The sequence below is a fragment of the Olsenella sp. HMSC062G07 genome (assembly GCF_001811895.1).
GTDB lineage: Bacteria > Actinomycetota > Coriobacteriia > Coriobacteriales > Atopobiaceae > Olsenella_F > Olsenella_F massiliensis.
In genome coordinates, this window is sequence record NZ_KV806944.1 from 225,348 (window position 1) to 241,069 (window position 15,722).

14 protein-coding genes and 1 riboswitch are annotated in these 15,722 nt (G+C 68.3%); of the genes, 7 read left to right on the forward strand and 7 right to left on the reverse strand.

Going from position 1 to position 15,722, the window contains the following annotated elements; genetic code table 11:
• Window positions 1–505 precede the first annotated feature (505 nt).
• The 3 genes from pth to HMPREF2826_RS01765 all read right to left on the reverse strand — a co-directional run bounded on the left by pth (window position 506) and on the right by HMPREF2826_RS01765 (window position 3,137).
• Window positions 506–1,102 (reverse strand): aminoacyl-tRNA hydrolase, encoded by a 597-nt coding sequence (pth, locus tag HMPREF2826_RS01755; protein ID WP_210388948.1) that lies wholly within the window; start codon window positions 1,100–1,102, stop codon window positions 506–508.
• 125 nt (window positions 1,103–1,227) lie between these two features.
• Window positions 1,228–2,406, reverse strand: coding sequence for a phosphoribosylaminoimidazolecarboxamide formyltransferase (locus HMPREF2826_RS01760; RefSeq protein ID WP_070638668.1), 1,179 nt, complete (start codon window positions 2,404–2,406; stop codon window positions 1,228–1,230).
• Window positions 2,407–2,492: 86 nt separating this feature from the next.
• On the reverse strand, window positions 2,493–3,137 hold the full coding sequence (locus tag HMPREF2826_RS01765; protein ID WP_070638791.1) for an IMP cyclohydrolase: 645 nt from the start codon (window positions 3,135–3,137) through the stop codon (window positions 2,493–2,495).
• 69 nt (window positions 3,138–3,206) lie between these two features.
• Window positions 3,207–3,291: riboswitch (ZMP/ZTP riboswitch) on the reverse strand.
• Window positions 3,292–3,380: 89 nt separating this feature from the next.
• On the opposite strand from HMPREF2826_RS01765, the gene HMPREF2826_RS01770 reads away from it, so the two are divergent.
• From HMPREF2826_RS01770 to HMPREF2826_RS01785, 4 genes are all read left to right on the forward strand, one after another.
• The gene (locus tag HMPREF2826_RS01770) at window positions 3,381–4,493 is read left to right on the forward strand and encodes a DUF389 domain-containing protein (protein ID WP_148138297.1); all 1,113 of its coding nucleotides are present in this window, start codon (window positions 3,381–3,383) and stop codon (window positions 4,491–4,493) included.
• A 161-nt stretch (window positions 4,494–4,654) separates the two neighbouring features.
• Window positions 4,655–5,791: a CobW family GTP-binding protein gene (locus tag HMPREF2826_RS01775; protein ID WP_070638672.1), complete on the forward strand. Its 1,137-nt coding sequence runs from the start codon at window positions 4,655–4,657 to the stop codon at window positions 5,789–5,791.
• A 155-nt stretch (window positions 5,792–5,946) separates the two neighbouring features.
• Complete coding sequence (locus tag HMPREF2826_RS01780) at window positions 5,947–6,366, forward strand: peptide deformylase (RefSeq protein WP_070638674.1); 420 nt, start codon at window positions 5,947–5,949, stop codon at window positions 6,364–6,366.
• A 128-nt stretch (window positions 6,367–6,494) separates the two neighbouring features.
• Complete coding sequence (locus tag HMPREF2826_RS01785) at window positions 6,495–7,742, forward strand: hypothetical protein (RefSeq protein WP_070638676.1); 1,248 nt, start codon at window positions 6,495–6,497, stop codon at window positions 7,740–7,742.
• Between the two features lie 63 nt (window positions 7,743–7,805).
• Here HMPREF2826_RS01785 and HMPREF2826_RS01790 read toward each other — a convergent pair whose 3' ends face one another.
• Window positions 7,806–8,420, reverse strand: a complete 615-nt coding sequence (locus HMPREF2826_RS01790; RefSeq protein ID WP_070638678.1) for a hypothetical protein — start codon at window positions 8,418–8,420, stop codon at window positions 7,806–7,808.
• A 253-nt stretch (window positions 8,421–8,673) separates the two neighbouring features.
• Between HMPREF2826_RS01790 and HMPREF2826_RS01795 the strand changes: the two genes are divergently transcribed.
• Window positions 8,674–9,972, forward strand: coding sequence for a glutamate-5-semialdehyde dehydrogenase (locus tag HMPREF2826_RS01795; RefSeq protein WP_070638680.1), 1,299 nt, complete (start codon window positions 8,674–8,676; stop codon window positions 9,970–9,972).
• On the opposite strand, the gene HMPREF2826_RS01800 is transcribed toward HMPREF2826_RS01795, so the two are convergent.
• The 3 genes from HMPREF2826_RS01800 to HMPREF2826_RS01810 all read right to left on the reverse strand — a co-directional run bounded on the left by HMPREF2826_RS01800 (window position 9,969) and on the right by HMPREF2826_RS01810 (window position 12,736).
• On the reverse strand, window positions 9,969–10,898 hold the full coding sequence (locus HMPREF2826_RS01800; protein ID WP_070638682.1) for a putative ABC transporter permease: 930 nt from the start codon (window positions 10,896–10,898) through the stop codon (window positions 9,969–9,971). The genes HMPREF2826_RS01795 and HMPREF2826_RS01800 overlap by 4 nt on opposite strands.
• Complete coding sequence (locus HMPREF2826_RS01805) at window positions 10,891–11,415, reverse strand: HD domain-containing protein (RefSeq protein WP_070638684.1); 525 nt, start codon at window positions 11,413–11,415, stop codon at window positions 10,891–10,893. The genes HMPREF2826_RS01800 and HMPREF2826_RS01805 overlap by 8 nt, the downstream gene beginning before the upstream one ends.
• A gap of 109 nt (window positions 11,416–11,524) precedes the next feature.
• Complete coding sequence (locus HMPREF2826_RS01810) at window positions 11,525–12,736, reverse strand: NADP-dependent isocitrate dehydrogenase (protein WP_070638686.1); 1,212 nt, start codon at window positions 12,734–12,736, stop codon at window positions 11,525–11,527.
• A gap of 202 nt (window positions 12,737–12,938) precedes the next feature.
• Here HMPREF2826_RS01810 and HMPREF2826_RS01815 point away from each other — a divergent pair, with 202 nt between their 5' ends.
• Both HMPREF2826_RS01815 and HMPREF2826_RS01820 read left to right on the forward strand, forming a co-directional pair.
• The gene (locus HMPREF2826_RS01815) at window positions 12,939–14,108 is read left to right on the forward strand and encodes an exonuclease SbcCD subunit D (protein ID WP_070638688.1); all 1,170 of its coding nucleotides are present in this window, start codon (window positions 12,939–12,941) and stop codon (window positions 14,106–14,108) included.
• Window positions 14,108–15,722: AAA family ATPase (locus HMPREF2826_RS01820; RefSeq protein WP_246824642.1), on the forward strand; the 1,615-nt coding region annotated here is incomplete at its 3' end. The genes HMPREF2826_RS01815 and HMPREF2826_RS01820, both read left to right, overlap by 1 nt.

Sequence of the window (15,722 nt, forward strand, 5' to 3'; positions counted from 1 at the left end):
CCCGGGCCTGCGGCGGGGGTCTCCGGCCTGGCGCCGGAGGGGCATTCCCATAGGTTTGAGGGCCCCGCGAACGGGTTTCTACCGGTTCCTATAGGCTCGCGGATGACACGCGCGGGTTCCTATAGGTTTGCGGGTCCCGCGCGCCGGTTCCTACCGGTTCCTATAGGTTTGCGGACGACACGCGCGGATTCCAATAGGTTTGAGGGTTTCGCGCCCGGATTCCTATAGGTTTGAGGGCCTCTCCCGTGCAGAGCTATAGGCTTGAGGAAAAAGGAGAATTCCTACCTGGGCAAACGCCGCGACGATTCCTCAAACCTATAGGTCTGTCTCCTCCGGCCTCTCAAACCTATAGGTGCGTGGCGACGCTGCCCTCAAACGTATAGGTGCGGCACGCCGCGGCGCCCAAGCCCAGGGGAGACGGCCCGCACGGCGCGCGCTGCGGCCCCCACCCATGTTGCGCGTCGCCGACGTCAACGACCTGTCGGCATGCAACGGCTGGAGTCCCTCATGACCGCGTCGCCTCGACGCCCTGCGTCAGGCAGCGCTCGCACAGGCTCGCGGCGTCCTCGCAGCTGAGGCAAAGCTCGTCGCGAAGGCCTCCCTTGAGCTGGCGCAGCACGTAGTCGGCCACCTGCATGCGCCCGGGCGGGCGCCCTATGCCCACTTGCAGGCGCGCAAAGTCGCGCGTTCCCAGCTTGTCGGCAATGGAGCGCAGGCCGTTGTGGGCGTTGAGACCGCCGCCGAGCTTGACGCGCAGCTCCCCTGCGGCAAGGTCGACCTCGTCATGGACGACGAGCAGCTCCTGGGGCGCGACTCTCAGCTGGCGCATGAGCTTTGAGAGGGGGCCGCCGCTCGTGTTCATGTAGTCCTGGGGCTTGGCGAGCACCACCTCGCGCGCGGCGCCATCTGCGGCCGTCACGGTGACGCGGCAGGTGAGGCAGCCCGACTCGCTCTTCCAGAACGTGACGCCCGAGCGCCCGGCCAGCACGTCAATCGTGGCGAACCCAACGTTGTGACGGGTATGCTCGTACTGCGGCCCGGGGTTTCCCAGGCCGCAGACGAGGCGAATCTGTCTTTGTCGTGTTGTGGCGCTCGTGGGCACGTCGCTCCTTTGCCGGTGTTCTCTGACGGGCGTCCTCCGATGGCAGTATGGCACAGGCGGATGTCGCGCGGCGCCCTGGGGTGACGTCTGGCGCGCCGTCCTCCCTGCGCCCTAGCTCCTGCGCCCTAGTGATGGAAGAGCCGCATGCCCGTGAAGCACAGAACGATGCCGTGCTTGTCGGCCGTCTCGATCACGTTGTCGTCGCGGATGGAGCCGCCGGGCTCCACGATGTAGCTCACGCCGCTCTTGTGGGCGCGCTCGACGTTGTCGCCAAAGGGAAAGAACGCGTCGGATCCCAGGGTCACGCCCGTCTGCGTGGCGACCCAGGCGGCCTTCTCCTCACGGGTGAGGGGTTCGGGCCTTTGGGCAAACCACTTCTGCCACTCGCCGTCGGCCAGCACGTCATCGTGCTCGTCCGAGATGTACACGTCAATGGCGTTGTCGCGGTTGGCGCGGCGGATGTCCTCCACAAAGCGCAGGCCCAGCACCTTGGGGTGTCGGCGCAGCCACCAGGTGTCCGCCTTGTCGCCGGCCAGGCGTGTGCAGTGGATGCGACTCTGCTGGCCCGCCCCCACGCCGATGGCCTGGCCGTCCTTGACATAGCAGACTGAGTTTGACTGCGTGTACTTGAGCGTGACGAGCGAGACGATCATGTCAACCTTGGCGGCCTCCGGCAGGTCCTTCGAGGCGGACACGACGTTGCCAAGCAGCTCGCGGTCGATGCGAAAGTCGTTGTGACCCTGCTCGAAGGTGATGCCAAAGACGTCCTTCTGCTCGACGGGCGCGCAGCGGTAGGAGGGGTCGATCTGGACGACGTTGTAGCGCCCGCTCTTCTTGGCGCGCAGGATCTGGAGCGCCTCGTCCGTGTAGGCGGGCGCGATGACGCCGTCCGAGACCTCGTGCCTGAGGTAGCGGGCCGTGCGGGCGTCGCAGGTGTCGGAAAGGGCGGCCCAGTCGCCGTAGGAGCTCATGCGGTCGGCGCCGCGCGCGCGGATGTAGGCGCAGGCGATGGGCGAGAGCTCGCCCTCGTCGTCCACGAAGTAGACCTGGCGCTCCACGTCCGAGAGGGGCGTGCCCACGGCGGCGCCGGCGGGCGAGACGTGCTTGAACGACGCCGCGGCCGGAAGGCCGGTGACCTCGCTGAGCTCCCGCACGAGCTGCCAGGAGTTGAGGGCGTCCAGGAAGTTGATGTAGCCGGGCCGGCCGGAAAGCACCGTCACGGGCAGGTCGGACCCGTCCCTCATGAAGATGCGGGAGGGCTTCTGGTTGGGGTTGCAGCCGTACTTGAGCTCGAGCTCGTTCATGGTGCGTCTCTCCTTGATGCGTGGTGGCTGACTTGGCACGAGGCGGCCGGGGCCGCTGCGCGGACGTGTCCCGCGCAGCCGGGCCGCTAGTCGCCGAGGTTCTTGTTGTAGAGCGTCACCGTGCCCCTAACGTTGGCGTAGAGCGAGACCTTGTTGTCCTTGTCGAGGGCGTCCCAGAGCTCGTCGGGGGAGGGAAGCGTCACGGCCACGGGCTCGCCGGCAAAGCTCGGCAGCGGGTCACCGTCCGTCTGATACGTGCTGACGAAGTAGCCCACGCCCTCGTCGGCCGCCTCATAGAAAAAGAGCTCACGTAGGCAACGCCCTGAGGCCGAGGCGGGGTCGCGCTTGAGGATGGCGAGTTCGAAGCCGCCGTCCTCGTGGATGACGGCGCTGATGCGCGGGGTGAAGTTGGGGGCGTCCGGCTCGTACGTGCGCGTCCGGCATCCGGCCCAGAGGTCGCCCGCCTGGACGATGGTGTCCGTCTGGTCGCCGTTGGTGACGACGAGGTCGCCGCCCATGCGCCGGACGGGGTGATAGATGATGAGGCTGGGGTCCTCCATCTTGCCGGGGTCATGCGCCTCGGTGCGGATGCCGTCCTCGGTGAGGGTGAAGACGCGGTTGCGGCTGTTGGCGCTGCGCCCCATGATCCAGTAGTAGGCGCATCCCCTACCCACCACGATGCCGCGTCCGGGATAGGGGTTGCCCCTCAAGAGCTTGCACAGGTCCTGCACGGTGCCGTCCTTTCCTTGGTCGTATGCCCTCTGGCCCTGACGCAGAAGGCACGCCCCCCTCTGGCGAGGGATGCGTGCCCAGACGGTCGGCAGGTCATGTCTGCGCTGCTCCACCGTGGTGTCCCACGAAGCTCCGTCAGTCACAGCGCGTTCTTGTCCCCACTGTAGCACGTAGGCGGCATCGTGGGGCGTCACTCGGCTAGAATGGGTCTGTCCGGTTGGTCGAGCATGGGGCGGAGGCACATGTCTGGTTCGGAGGGCGCACGGGCACGACCCGGCGCGTTGGGTCCCCTTGGACGAGCGCTCAGAGGCCTCTTTGATGACGTGCGCAAGGGCAGGGCGAGCTTTGACACCATCCGCGAGCGCTTCGTCAGCGGCTCTCGCCTGGACGGCCCGCACCTGTGCATCCTCATCGTCGCCATGCTCATCGCGTCGGTCGGCCTCAACACCGACTCCACCGAGGCCGTCATCGGGGCCATGCTCATCTGCCCGCTCATGGGCTCGGTGCTCGCTATCTCGTACTCCGTGGCGACGATGGACCGCCGGCTGCTGCGCGACGCGATCCTGGGCCTGATGGTCCAGGTTGTCATCTGTCTGGCGACCTCGGCCCTCTACTTTGTCGTCTCGCCGCTCTCCAACCAGACCAACGAACTCGTGGCAAACTCGAGCCCCACGGTCTGGGACATCCTCGTGGCCCTCGCCGGCGGCTTCGCGGGAGGCCTGGGCAACTCCAGGAGGCAGGAGCCCGCCACGCTCATCGCTGGCGTGGCCGTGGCGACGGCGCTCATGCCGCCGCTGTGCGCCGCGGGCTACGGCATCGCCGCGCGCGACCTCGTGACGTTTTTGCCGGCGCTCTACGAGTTCGTCATCAACGTGGTGTTCATCTCGCTCGCGGCGGAGGTCGTCCTGGTGCTGCTGCGCGTTCCCCTGCTCAGGGACCTCAACGGCGACGGCGTGGTGACCGCGGAGGAGAGCCATGAGGCGACGCGGCGATCTCGCCGCATGAAGGCCCGTCTTGCCGTCGCGACCCTGCTCCTTGCCGTGCCCGCCGTCTTCGTGAGCTCCAACGTCGTGCGGGACACGATGACACAGAACGACGGGTCGGTGTTCCAGAAGACGGACCAGTTTGGCGTGGGCGTGACGACGCGGGAGCTGTCCGTGATCTGTCCCGACCTCGTCAGCTATCGGGTGGGCGTCGAGAGGGAGTCCGCGCCCGGGTCAAAGGCGGTCACGGAGAGGACCGTGGCCACGGTCACGACGCACGAGGACGTGCCTGCGGGGCTCAAGACCCAGATGGAGGCTCTCATCAGGATACATGCCCCTCATCTGGACTCCGTGCGCTTCGTGGTGAGCTGACCGTTCCCCCTGTCGTCCCGCTCGCCCCCGACGCGGCCTTTCTGCGTGCCCTGTGGCGAGCCGGGCGAACGCGCGATTTGCGGCAGGGGGCCTTTTGGCCGGGGCTACAATGCATCAGACAGTCATCCGAGCCACCCTTCGCGCCATCCTGGAGGAACCACATGCCACAGACGCACGCCGTCAAGGTCATCCTGCTCACGGGCTACCTCGGTGCCGGCAAGACGACCCTTCTCAACCATCTGCTCCAGAACGACGAGGGCATCCGCGCCGCCGTCATCGTCAACGACATCGGCGAGGTCAACGTGGACGCCAGCCTCATCGCCGACGGGGGCCTCTCCGAGACGGACGACCTCATCCCGCTGACCAACGGCTGCATCTGCTGCACGCTCTCCGACGATCTGGCCCGCCAGCTGCGCGCCATCGCCGACGCCGGCATCTTTGACTACGTCTTCATCGAGGCGTCGGGCGTCTGCGAGCCCATACCCATTGCCTATACGATCAGCGCCTTCTGCAAGCAGGGTGCCAGCGAGGGCGCCCCTCTGGCCCTGGACAACATCGTCGCCGTCGTCGACGCCGCCCGCATGTTCGAGGAGTTTGACGGCGGCGTCGCCCTGCTTGCCGAGGACGTTTCCGAGGACGACGTCGAGAGCCTCCTCATCCAGCAGATCGAGTTCTGCTCCACCGTCGTCCTCAACAAGGCCGACCTCGTGAGTCCCGACCAGCTCGCCGAGCTCAGGACCCTTGTCCGCAGCCTGCAGAAGGACGCGGTCATCGTCGAGGCCGAGCGGGGGGACGTGCCCGTGGGCGAGCTTCTGAACACGGGGCGCTTTGACTTTGATGCCGCCTATCGCTCGCAGGCGTGGCAGGACGCCATGATGCATCCCGAGGAGCACGAGAGCCCCGAGGTCCTGGAGTACGGCATCTCGACCTTCATGTACGAGCGACGCCGCCCCTTTGACTCCGACCTGTTTGACGGTGTCGTAAGGAGCTGGTCGCCCGCCGTCATCCGGGTCAAGGGGATGCTCTGGGCCGCCCAGGACCCCGACATGTGCTACGTCTTTGAGAAGGCGGGCCGTCAGGCGAGCCTCACCGAGGGGGGCCTCTTCATGGCCTCCGCCCCCGCCGACGAGCTCGACGCGCTTCTCCAGGCCAATCCCGACGTGCTCAAGGACTGGGACCCCGTGTTGGGCGACCGCATGACGCGCCTGTGCTTCATCGGGCGGGGCATGGACCACGACGCGCTCATCAAGGACCTGGACGGCTGCCTCGTGGCCGCGGACGACGTGACCGGCGTCTGACGGCCGTCACGCGCGCGCTTTGCCACCTCGCGTGGCGGCCGCACCTGATGTCGACCGCTCGAATCGCTCGCGCGACGGCGCTTGTACTACACTAGCCACGACGTCCCGCGCACCGGCAGGGAGTCTCGCGTGCGCACGGCCCGAAAGGAAGACTCGTGATACAGGACCTTGTCAAGGACGAGACCACGCTCACCGCCCGCTGCGAGCGGGCGACGGCCCAGGACGCCGCAGTCGCCCAGGACCTCATCGACACTCTCTCCTCCATCGAGGACGGCGCCTGCCTGGCGGCCAACCAGATCGGCGTGACCAAGCAGGTCGCGGTCTACCTCGACGACGACAAGGTCGCCCACGTGCTCTATAACCCCCGGGTCATGATGGGCCTGGGCGCCCAGCGCGTCGAGGAGGGCTGCCTCACGCGCGACGAGGTGTCCAAGGTTACGCGCTATGCCAAGGTGAAGCTTTCCTTCGACGAGCTTGAGGACGGCGAGCTCAGGCATCGCACCCGCGACTTCTCGGGCTGGACGGCACAGATGGTCCAGCACATGGTCGATCACTGCCAGGGCAAGCTCGTCTGAGAGGGCGCGGGGTGCCCGGCATCTTGCCCGAAGCGCGTACAATGTGAGACGAGCGGCCGATGCCTGCCATGAGGATTCCGGATGGGACGGGATTCGCATCTGCCGCATGTCGGTCACGAGGAGGACCTATGGACGTCCGGGAACTCACCCTTCATGCCACCGCCGCGAACCGGGATCTTGACGTCGTCATCTACGGCCGCTCCGGTCGACAGGTGCTCGCGTTTCCCGAGGGCGACTCCTCCTGTCTGAGCTGGGAGAACAACGGGCTCGTGGACGCCCTCTCAGGGCCTGTGGACGAGGGCCTCGTCCAGTTGGTCTGCGTTGACTCCCTGGATGACGAGGCCTGGCATGCGCGGGGCGCCGTGGGGTCGTACCGGCTCGAGAACGTCCAGGCGTTTCTCTCCTTCGTCGAGAGGGACCTTCCTGCCGTCCTCGCCTCTCTCTCGGGCGAAAAGGCCCCGACGCCCCCCATCGCCGCCGGCGTCGGCATCGGCGCCCTCAACGCGACGCTCGCGGTGCTCAGGCGTCCCCAGGACTTCTCGGGCCTCGTCGCCCTCTCGGGCACCTACGACGTGAGCCGCCTGCTGGGGCAGGAGCTTGACGAGGACTGGCGCCTGCTCTCGCCCCTTGACATCGTGGCGGGACTCACGCCGCGCAAGAAGGTGACGCGCCTGTTGCGGGAGCTGCCCCTTGCCTTCGTGTGCGGGCAGGAGCCCAGCGAGACGGGCCTGGACACCCAACGGGAGCTCGAGGAGCTGCTGACGTCCAAGGGCGTCGCCGCGACCTTTGAGTACTGGGGCTATGACGTGTCCCATGACTGGTATTGGTGGCGCGAGGAGCTGTCTCAGCTGCTTCCCTGTCTTCTCGAGAAGGACGGTCTCACCAGGCGCGCGCTCGTGGCGCGGGCCTCTCGGGCGCGCAGCGAGGCGGCTCACGCGGCCATGGTCGTCGAGACGCGCGGGGAGGAGCTCGCGGAGGCGAGACGGGCGCTCACGAAGGCAAAGCGGGACGCCAAGGAGTGCGCCGACCGTCAGAAGCGCGAGGAGCAGGTGGTGCTCGACCGGCAGGACAGCGCCGCGAAGCTCGCCAAGTTCGCGACGGACGCCTGGGTCGAGAGGGACCGCGTCCAGGCCCTCCTGGACGACGCCATCGCCCGGGGTAACGCCGCCCAGGCCAAGGCCGACGCGGCGGCGAAGGGGCTCTCGGACGCCGAATGGATCTGCGGCGAGGCGCGCTCCCGCGCGCAGGAGGCGGTGCACCTCAAGGACGAGGCGGCCCAGCGCGTCCAAGACGGCATTCGGGCCCTCGAGGACGCCAAGGAGGCCCGCCGGCAAGCCGACGCGGCTCTCGCCCAGATTGAGGGCGACCCCAGATAGGGAAAGACGCCCGCCGCCCATCGCGCCCGTGCGGGCCGATGGCGCGTAAGCCAGGGTGCGGACCTAGAGCGCGGGGTCGTAGGCGCGCGCGTAGAGCGTGTAGAGCCGATCAAAGAAGTACGTGACCCCATAGGTGGCATAGATGCGGTGCATGGGGCTGCCCTCCTCGGCACCCTGGCCGATCGACAGGACCCGGTCGAAGCCGGCGTGCAGCTTGGGGTCGTCGTTGGCCGTGAGGATGACCTTGTAGGCCTCGCTGCGCTCGATGTTCGCCCGCTGGCGATGGGCGAAGCCGTTGGAGGTCGTCACGACGATGAGCAGGTCGCTCTTGCTCAGGGCCGCGATGCCGTTGGTGTCCGAGGCGCTCTCGCTGACGACGCGGACGAACGTGCCCTCCGAGAGCATGGCCAGCCGGAACTCCCGCAGCGCCAGCGTCGAGGAGTCCGTGCAGAACAGCACCACGTGGGCGCTGGTGTGCAGGGCGCTCACGAGCGTGCTGAGCGACCCCGAGGCGCAGAGCTCGTCCACGGCGGCGTAGATGCGGGCGAGGTCGGCGCTCAGGCACCGGCCCTGCTCGCTCTCCGCCTTGGCATAGGCGAGGTAGTGCCTGCGCAGCATCTCGCGCTGCTCGTCGGTGATGCCGTCGGGGCGGGACAGGTCAAGGGGCGTGCTGGTCATGACGGTCTCCTGGGATGGGCTTCCTGGCCAGCGGGGTCAAAAAGCGGGGCGAGAGGGACGCACCTATTGTACGATGCTTTTCCTCGCCGTAGCGACCACGCCGGTCGTGCGGCGGGAGCAGGGCCCTCGCCATGCCTCTCGCACGCGGGACGCCCCGGTTGGGTACCATCACCACAGCATATGACAGTCGCGCCGACGCCGCCGCGGGCATGCCCGCCGCGGCGGGCCGGCGGGCACGACGAGGAGGGCAACCATGACGAGGGAAGGCATCAGGCAGCGCGTCCAGCGGATGAAGCTCGAGGGACCGCAGATGGCGGCGACGTCCGCCTCCCAAAGGAACGACGCCCTCAGGCGCGTCAAGGCCGCATTGCTCGCCCGCAAGGACGAGATCTTCGCGGCCAACGCCGAGGACCTCGTTGCCGCCGAGCGTCAGGGGATGGACCCTGCGGTCGTTTTGCGCCTGCGCTTTGACGAGCACAAGCTCGCGGACGTCTGTGCCGGCATCGACGGCCTGCTCGGCCTGCCGGACCCCGTGGGCAGGGTGCTCCTTGACCGCGAGCTGGACGCCGGCCTCGAGCTCAGGCGCGTGAGCGTTCCCATCGGCGTCATCGGCGTCATGTTCGAGGCGCGCCCCGACGCGCTCGTGCAGATCTCCGCCCTCTGCATCAAGAGCGGCAACGTCGCCATCCTCAAGGGAGGATCCGAGACGGCCCGCTCCAACCGTGCCCTCTTTGCGCTCATCCATGAGGCCGCCGTGGCGGCGGGCCTTCCCGAGCACTGCCTCGCCCTGGCGGAGTCGCACGCGCAGGTTGACGAGCTGTTGGGCTGCGTCGGCCTCGTTGACCTGCTCATTCCTCGGGGGTCCAACGCGTTTGTCCGCCACATCATGGAAAACACCAGAATTCCCGTCATGGGCCACTCCGACGGCATCTGCCACGTCTACGTGGACGCCGCCGCAGACCTCGGCAAGGCGGTGCCCATCTGCGTGGACGCCAAGGTGCAGTACGCGGCCGCCTGCAACGCCGTCGAGACGCTCCTCATCCATCAGGACGTCGCCGAGCGCGCCCTGCCCGTCCTCAAGGAGGCCTTCGACCGCGAGGGCGTCGAGCTCTTGGGCGACGAGCGCACCCGCAAGATCATCGACTGCGGCGCGGCGACCGAGGCCGACTGGGACCGGGAATACCTGGCCCTCAGGCTGTCGATCAGGGTCGTGGACTCCCTGGGGGAGGCCATTGACCACATCAACCGGCATGGGTCCCATCACACCGACGCCATCATCACCGAGGACGAGGCCGCGGCGCAGACCTTCCTTCGCCTGGTGGATTCCGCGGGGGTGTACCACAACGCCTCGACTCGCTTCGCGGACGGCTTCCGCTACGGCTTCGGTGCCGAGGTGGGCATCTCCACAGGCAAGCTCCATGCCCGTGGGCCCGTGGGGCTTGAGGGCCTCATGACCTACAAGTATCAGCTCAGGGGCTCGGGCCAGGTCGTGGGCGACTACGCGCGAGGCGCGAGCGCCTTTCACTTCCGAGACCTGCCGACGCAGGCCTAGCGCGGCGGGCGAGGCGTCTGCGCGTCACGCAGGCGGCGCACGTGCTCTGCGAGCGAGTCCTTCCAATGGCTTGGCCTCATGCGGGGAAAGGCCCTCAGCAGACGCCGCTCCTGAGAGCTCAGGCGCGCGGTGAAGTGTTGGGCCGCCTCGTCCAGGGAGGGCGGCAGGGACAGCCCCTCGACGCCGCCCCGCTCGCCCAGCGCGCCCATGATCTCCCTTTTTGCCCCGCGCAGATGACGGGCCCCGTTGCGCAGCCGCGCCTCAAGCTGACGGCGGACCGGGCGAAAGACGAGGTCGTCCCAGGTGGTCACCAGCGTCAGCTCCGGACGGTCGGGAAGCGCCTCGCGCAGCAGGGCGAGCCGTTCGGTGACGTCGGACCTGAGGTCGTCCATCTTGCCGCGCAGCCTCGTGATGCCCAGGTGCGTCACCACGAGGTCGGCGAGCATGACGCCCGCCGTGAGGACGACGAGGGCCAGGAGCACGCCCTCTCCCAGCGATCCCAGGGCACAGAGGGCGACGGGCTGCAGGACTCGAACGACGATGAGCATGCAGAGGCCAAACTCCACAAATCCGCCTGCCCAGACGCGTCCGTCCAGGTTGAGGGGCTTGTCGGAGTAGTCCCACCAACGGGCGTGATAGATGCGCTCCATCACGGCCGAGGTCACATATTCGAGCGCGCAGCTCAGTGCGCCGCCGGCCACAAAGACGAGCAGGTCGTCCGGGAGCTCGTCCAGCAGCAGGATGGCGATCAGGGCGCCCGCCCCATAGATGGGGATGTAGGGGCCGTTGAGAAAGCCTCGGTTGACAAGACGCCGGGCCGAGACGGAGCAGTAGGCGCTCTCGACGACCCAGCCGAGGAAGCTGTAGGCGACAAAGAGCAGCCAGAGCAGGGCCAGCGCGTGAAGGGGCGAGGTCGCGCTAGGCACGGGCGGACCCGTCGCGAGCGGACCTGCGCGCCCCCGCGAGCCCGGCAAGGGTCTCGCGCATGGCGACGCACTTGTCAGCCACGCAGAGGAGCCACCCCTCCCGATGGGCGGGAGGCAGCGGCGTGAGGGGAAACATGTGGCGAAGGACCATGTCCTTGGCGAGGGGTTCCAGGCCAAAGTCGCGCATCGCGTTGGCGCAGGCGCGGCGGGGATGCCAAAAGCCGTGCAGGCGATGGGACGCGTCGCGCTCATGCCAGTCATAGAGGAAGTAGTCGTGCAGCAGCGCCCCGCGCACCAGCGCTCGCTCGTGGACGGGCAGGCGCAGCGCGCGTGCCATGCTGACGCAGAGGCAGGTGACGGCCAGGGAATGGGCGTAGACGCTCGTCGAGCCGTGCTGCAGGCAGCGGCGCTCGACCTCCATCCCCGCGGACGTGAGGATGTCGGCGCCGTGGCGCCACACGAGCTCCGTCGTGCGGGCGTCGCAGGGGATCGGTCGTCGTTGCGGTCGTGTGGTCATGCGTGTCTCTCAGGGTCCTTCTGACGGCTCGTGGTCGGGCGCTCTTCGGCAAGGGACGCATCCCCCCGTCTCCACCGGCGCCGCGAGGGCGCGCGGCAAGGGTGGATTGCTACGCGCGCAGACGCTTTGCGACGGCGAGGATGAACCCCTCGGTGTCCAGCGTCCGCACGTTTGGGAGCGACGTGATGCGCGCGAGGTCCCCCGTCATCTGGCCGCCCTCGATGGTGTCGATGGTGGCGCGCTCCAGGCGGTCGGCAAAGGCCGTGAGCTCGGGCGTCCCGTCCAGCTCGCCGCGCTTGCGCAGGGCTCCCGACCAGGCGAAGATCGTCGCCACCGAGTTGGTGGAGGTCGTCTCGCCCTTGAGATGACGGTAGTAGTGGCGCGTCACCGTGCCGTGGGCCGCCTCGAACTCAAACTGCCCCTGGGGGCTTGCCAATACCGAGGTCATCATGGCCAGGGAGCCAAAGGCCGAGGAGAGCATGTCGCTCATCACGTCGCCGTCGTAGTTCTTGCAGGCCCAGACGAAGCCGCCCTCGCTGCGCATGACGCGCGCGACGGCGTCGTCGATGAGCGTGTAGAAGTACTCGATGCCCGCCGCGGCGAACCGCTCGCGATAGCCGTCCTCGAAGATTTCGCCAAAGACGTCCTTGAAGCGATGGTCATAGGTCTTGCTGATGGTGTCCTTCGTGGCAAACCACAGGTCCTGGCGGGCAGAGAGGGCATACTCAAAGCAGCTTGTGGCAAAGCTCCTGATGGAGGCGTCGAGGTTGTGCATGCCCTGGATGACGCCCGGCCCCTCAAAGCGGTGGATGGTCCGGCGCGTCTGCGTGCCGTCGTCGCCCGTGAAGACGAGCTCGGCCGTGCCGGGGCCGTCCACGCGCAGCTCCGCGTTCTGGTAGACGTCGCCGTAGCTGTGGCGGGCGATGGTGATGGGGCGGCGCCAGGAGCGCACCTGGGGCTCGATGCCCCTGACCACGATGGGGGTGCGAAAGACGGTGCCGTCAAGCAGGCCGCGAATCGTGCCGTTGGGACTCTTCCACATGCGCTTGAGGCCGTACTCCTCGACGCGCTGCGCGTTGGGCGTGATGGTGGCGCACTTGACGGCCACGCCCAGGCGCCTGGTGGCCTCGGCGGCGTCGCGGGTCACCTGGTCGTCCGTCTCGTCGCGGTGAGAGAGGCCCAAATCGAAGTATTCGGTCTTGAGGTCTACGCAAGGGAGGATGAGGTCGTCCTTGACCATCTGCCAGATGATGCGCGTCATCTCGTCGCCGTCCATCTCGACGAGGGGCGTCCTCATCCGGATCCTGCCGTCTGTCGCCATCGGATACCTCCAGGCTCGAAAGCTGCGTCATACCACTCCCATTGTATCGTCGGGCGGCGCGGACGCGTCGGCGGAGGGCGCATCTGACTACAAACGAAACAAGCGCGCCGCCAGTGCAAGGTCATCGTCGCGCACCCCCGGGCATTGATGTCCGGGCGCACGGCTAGACTGGACGCAGGGACGGACGACCGTGGGAGGTGCCATGAGGTTCCTGCATCTTGCGGACTTGCACATAGGGCGGCAGCTGGCGGGCTTCTCGCTGCTGGATGACCAACGCCACGCGCTTGCCCAGGTGCTCGACCTGGCGTGCGCCACACAGGTCGACGCCGTCGTGATCGCGGGCGACCTCTATGACAAGGCCCAGCCGTCGGCCGAGGCTGTCGCGCTCGTCGACTGGTTTCTCACGGGACTGGTCGAGAGGGACCTCGCCTGCCTCTGCGTCGCCGGCAACCACGACTCAGCCGAGCGCGTGGCCTATGCGGGCGAGCTGCTGCGTCGCCAGGGCGTGCACGTCTCGCCCGTGTTCGGCGGGTCGCTCGATGCCGTCACGCTTGACGACGAGCACGGCGGCGTCACGTTCTGGCTCATGCCGTACCTGACTCCCACGCGGGTGCGCCCCTTCTTTGCGGACGAGCAGATCTCCCAGGATCCCAACCAGGCCCTGGCCGTGGTGCTCGCCACCTGTCGGATTGACGTTTCGGCGCGCAACGTCCTGGTGGCCCATCAGTTCGTGGTCAGCGGGGGGTCACAGACCCTGCGCAGCGACTCCGAGCTCTCCCTGGGCGACCTCGACGCCGTGGACGCGGCGCTCTTTGACGACTTTGACTACGTGGCCTTGGGACATGTCCACCGCCCGCAGAGGGTGGGCAGGGACGTCGTCCGCTATGCGGGGAGCCTCCTGCCGTACGCGCCGTCAGAGATTCGCTACCCCAAGTCAGTTCCCCTCGTGGACCTGGGCCCCAAGGGCGAGGTCTCGTTTGAGCTGGTCGAGCTTGAGCCCCTGCACCCCATGAGGGAGCTGCGGGGCCGCCTGGAGGAGCTCTGCGACCCCGCCGTCGTGGGAGGCCTGAGCGACCGAGACCGTCAGTGCTACGCGTTCGTGACGCTCATGGACGAACACGTGCCCCTGGGCGCGCCCGAACGGCTGCGGAGGGTGTATCCCAACCTCATGGGCGTCTCGTTTGGCGACCCCGCCGACCGGGCGTTTTCGGGCGACCTGCCGAGGCCCGAAGACCCTGGCGTCAAGGACCCGCTGGGGCTCTTTGAGGACTTCTTCGCGAGCCAGAACGGGACCGCGCCCAGCGACGAGCAGCGGGCGATGATGCGCGAGGCGCTCGCGCGGGCGCAGGGCCCCGAGGGGAGTGACGCGTGATGCGACCGCTCAAGCTGACGATGAGCGCCTACGGGCCCTACGCGGGCGAGACGACGCTCAACCTCGACGAGCTGGGACAGGAGGGTCTCTACCTGATCTGCGGCGACACCGGGGCGGGCAAGACCACCATCTTCGACGCCTTGTGCTTCGCCCTGTTCGGGGAGAGCTCCGAGGGTCCCACGGACGGGCGGGACATGCGCAGCGACTTTGCCGCGCCCCAGACGCCCACCTTCGTCGAGCTGACCTTCGCGTACCACGGACAGCGCTATCGCATCAGGCGCAACCCCGCCTACCTGCGGCCTAAGCTCAGGGGAGAGGGCATGGCGCCGCAGCGGCCGGGACAGGAGCTCGAGCGTCCCGGCCTGCCGCTTTTGACCAGGGGGGCGGAGGTAAACGCCGCCGTCATCGAGCTGCTGGGCGTCACGGGCCAGCAGTTCAGGCAGATCTGCCTCATCGCGCAGGGCGCCTTCAGGGAGCTCCTCCTCACCGACTCGAACCAGCGCGGGGAGGTCTTCAGGCGCCTGTTCGCCACGGAACCCTTCCGGCGCGTCGAGCGCGACCTTGCCGGGCAGCTGTCAGCGCTCGAAGGCGACTTCAGGGAGGCCCGACGCCGCCTCGAGAGCATCCAGGCGCTCGTCAAGGTGCCCGAGGACGCGTCAGGGGAGGCGGGCGCCCAGGCCGAGCAGGCGCGCCGCGCGCTGGGCGAGGCGCTGTCGGGCGAGGAGCTCGTCGAGCTGATCGGCACGCTTTTGGAGCTGGACGCCGCCGCCCGCCAGACGCTGCTGCAGGAGCGGTCCCTGGCGATGGCGCGCCGCGACGCGGCGAGCGCCAACGTCCAGAGAGTCGAGGGCATGCGCGGAGCCCTGGACGAGCTTGACGCCGCGCGGGAGCGGCTCGAGCGCGAGGGGCGTCGGGAGCCCGGGCTGCGGGCCGCCCTCGAGGCCCAGCGTGCCGATGACGAGCTGCGCTCGCGCCTTGCGCGGGACATGGCCCGGGCCCAGGCGCGCCTTGAGGGCCTGGCGCACCTCGCCGAGCTCGAGGGCAGCTCGGCTGAGCTGGAACGTCAGCTGCTCGTGGAGGAAAGACGGCTGGACGAGGCGAGCCGTCGCACCGCGTTGGCCCAAAAGGACCAGGAGTCCCTGCTGGCCAGGGCGCAGGAGCATCCCGAGGCGGAGCGGCAGGCCTTTGAGGCGGACGCGCTCAAAGACGCCGCCCAACGCGACCTCGCGGGCGCACAAGGCCAGATCGCGGCGTTTGAGGCGGCACGGGGTCAGCGTACGCACGTGGAGGCCCTGCAAGGCGAGATCTCCTTGCGGGACGGCGTCGTAAAGCGCCTTGAGGAGGCGCTCGAGAGGCTGCGATCGTCAGTTGACGCCGGGCGGGCCTCCATAGAGGCGGCGGGCGGGAACGAGGAGGCCCTCCGTCGCCTGCAGGTCGAGCGTGACGAGGCGCAGGGCAGGCTGGATGAGCTCGCGGTCCGGCATAACAGGCTCACGCGGCTTCGGGCGGCCCTGGACGAGGCCGTCAGGGAGCTGGGCGAGCGCGACGCAGCCTACCGGCGGACTCGGTGCGCCTGGGAGGCCTCGCGCGAGGCCTCCCAGCGCGCCCAGCGCG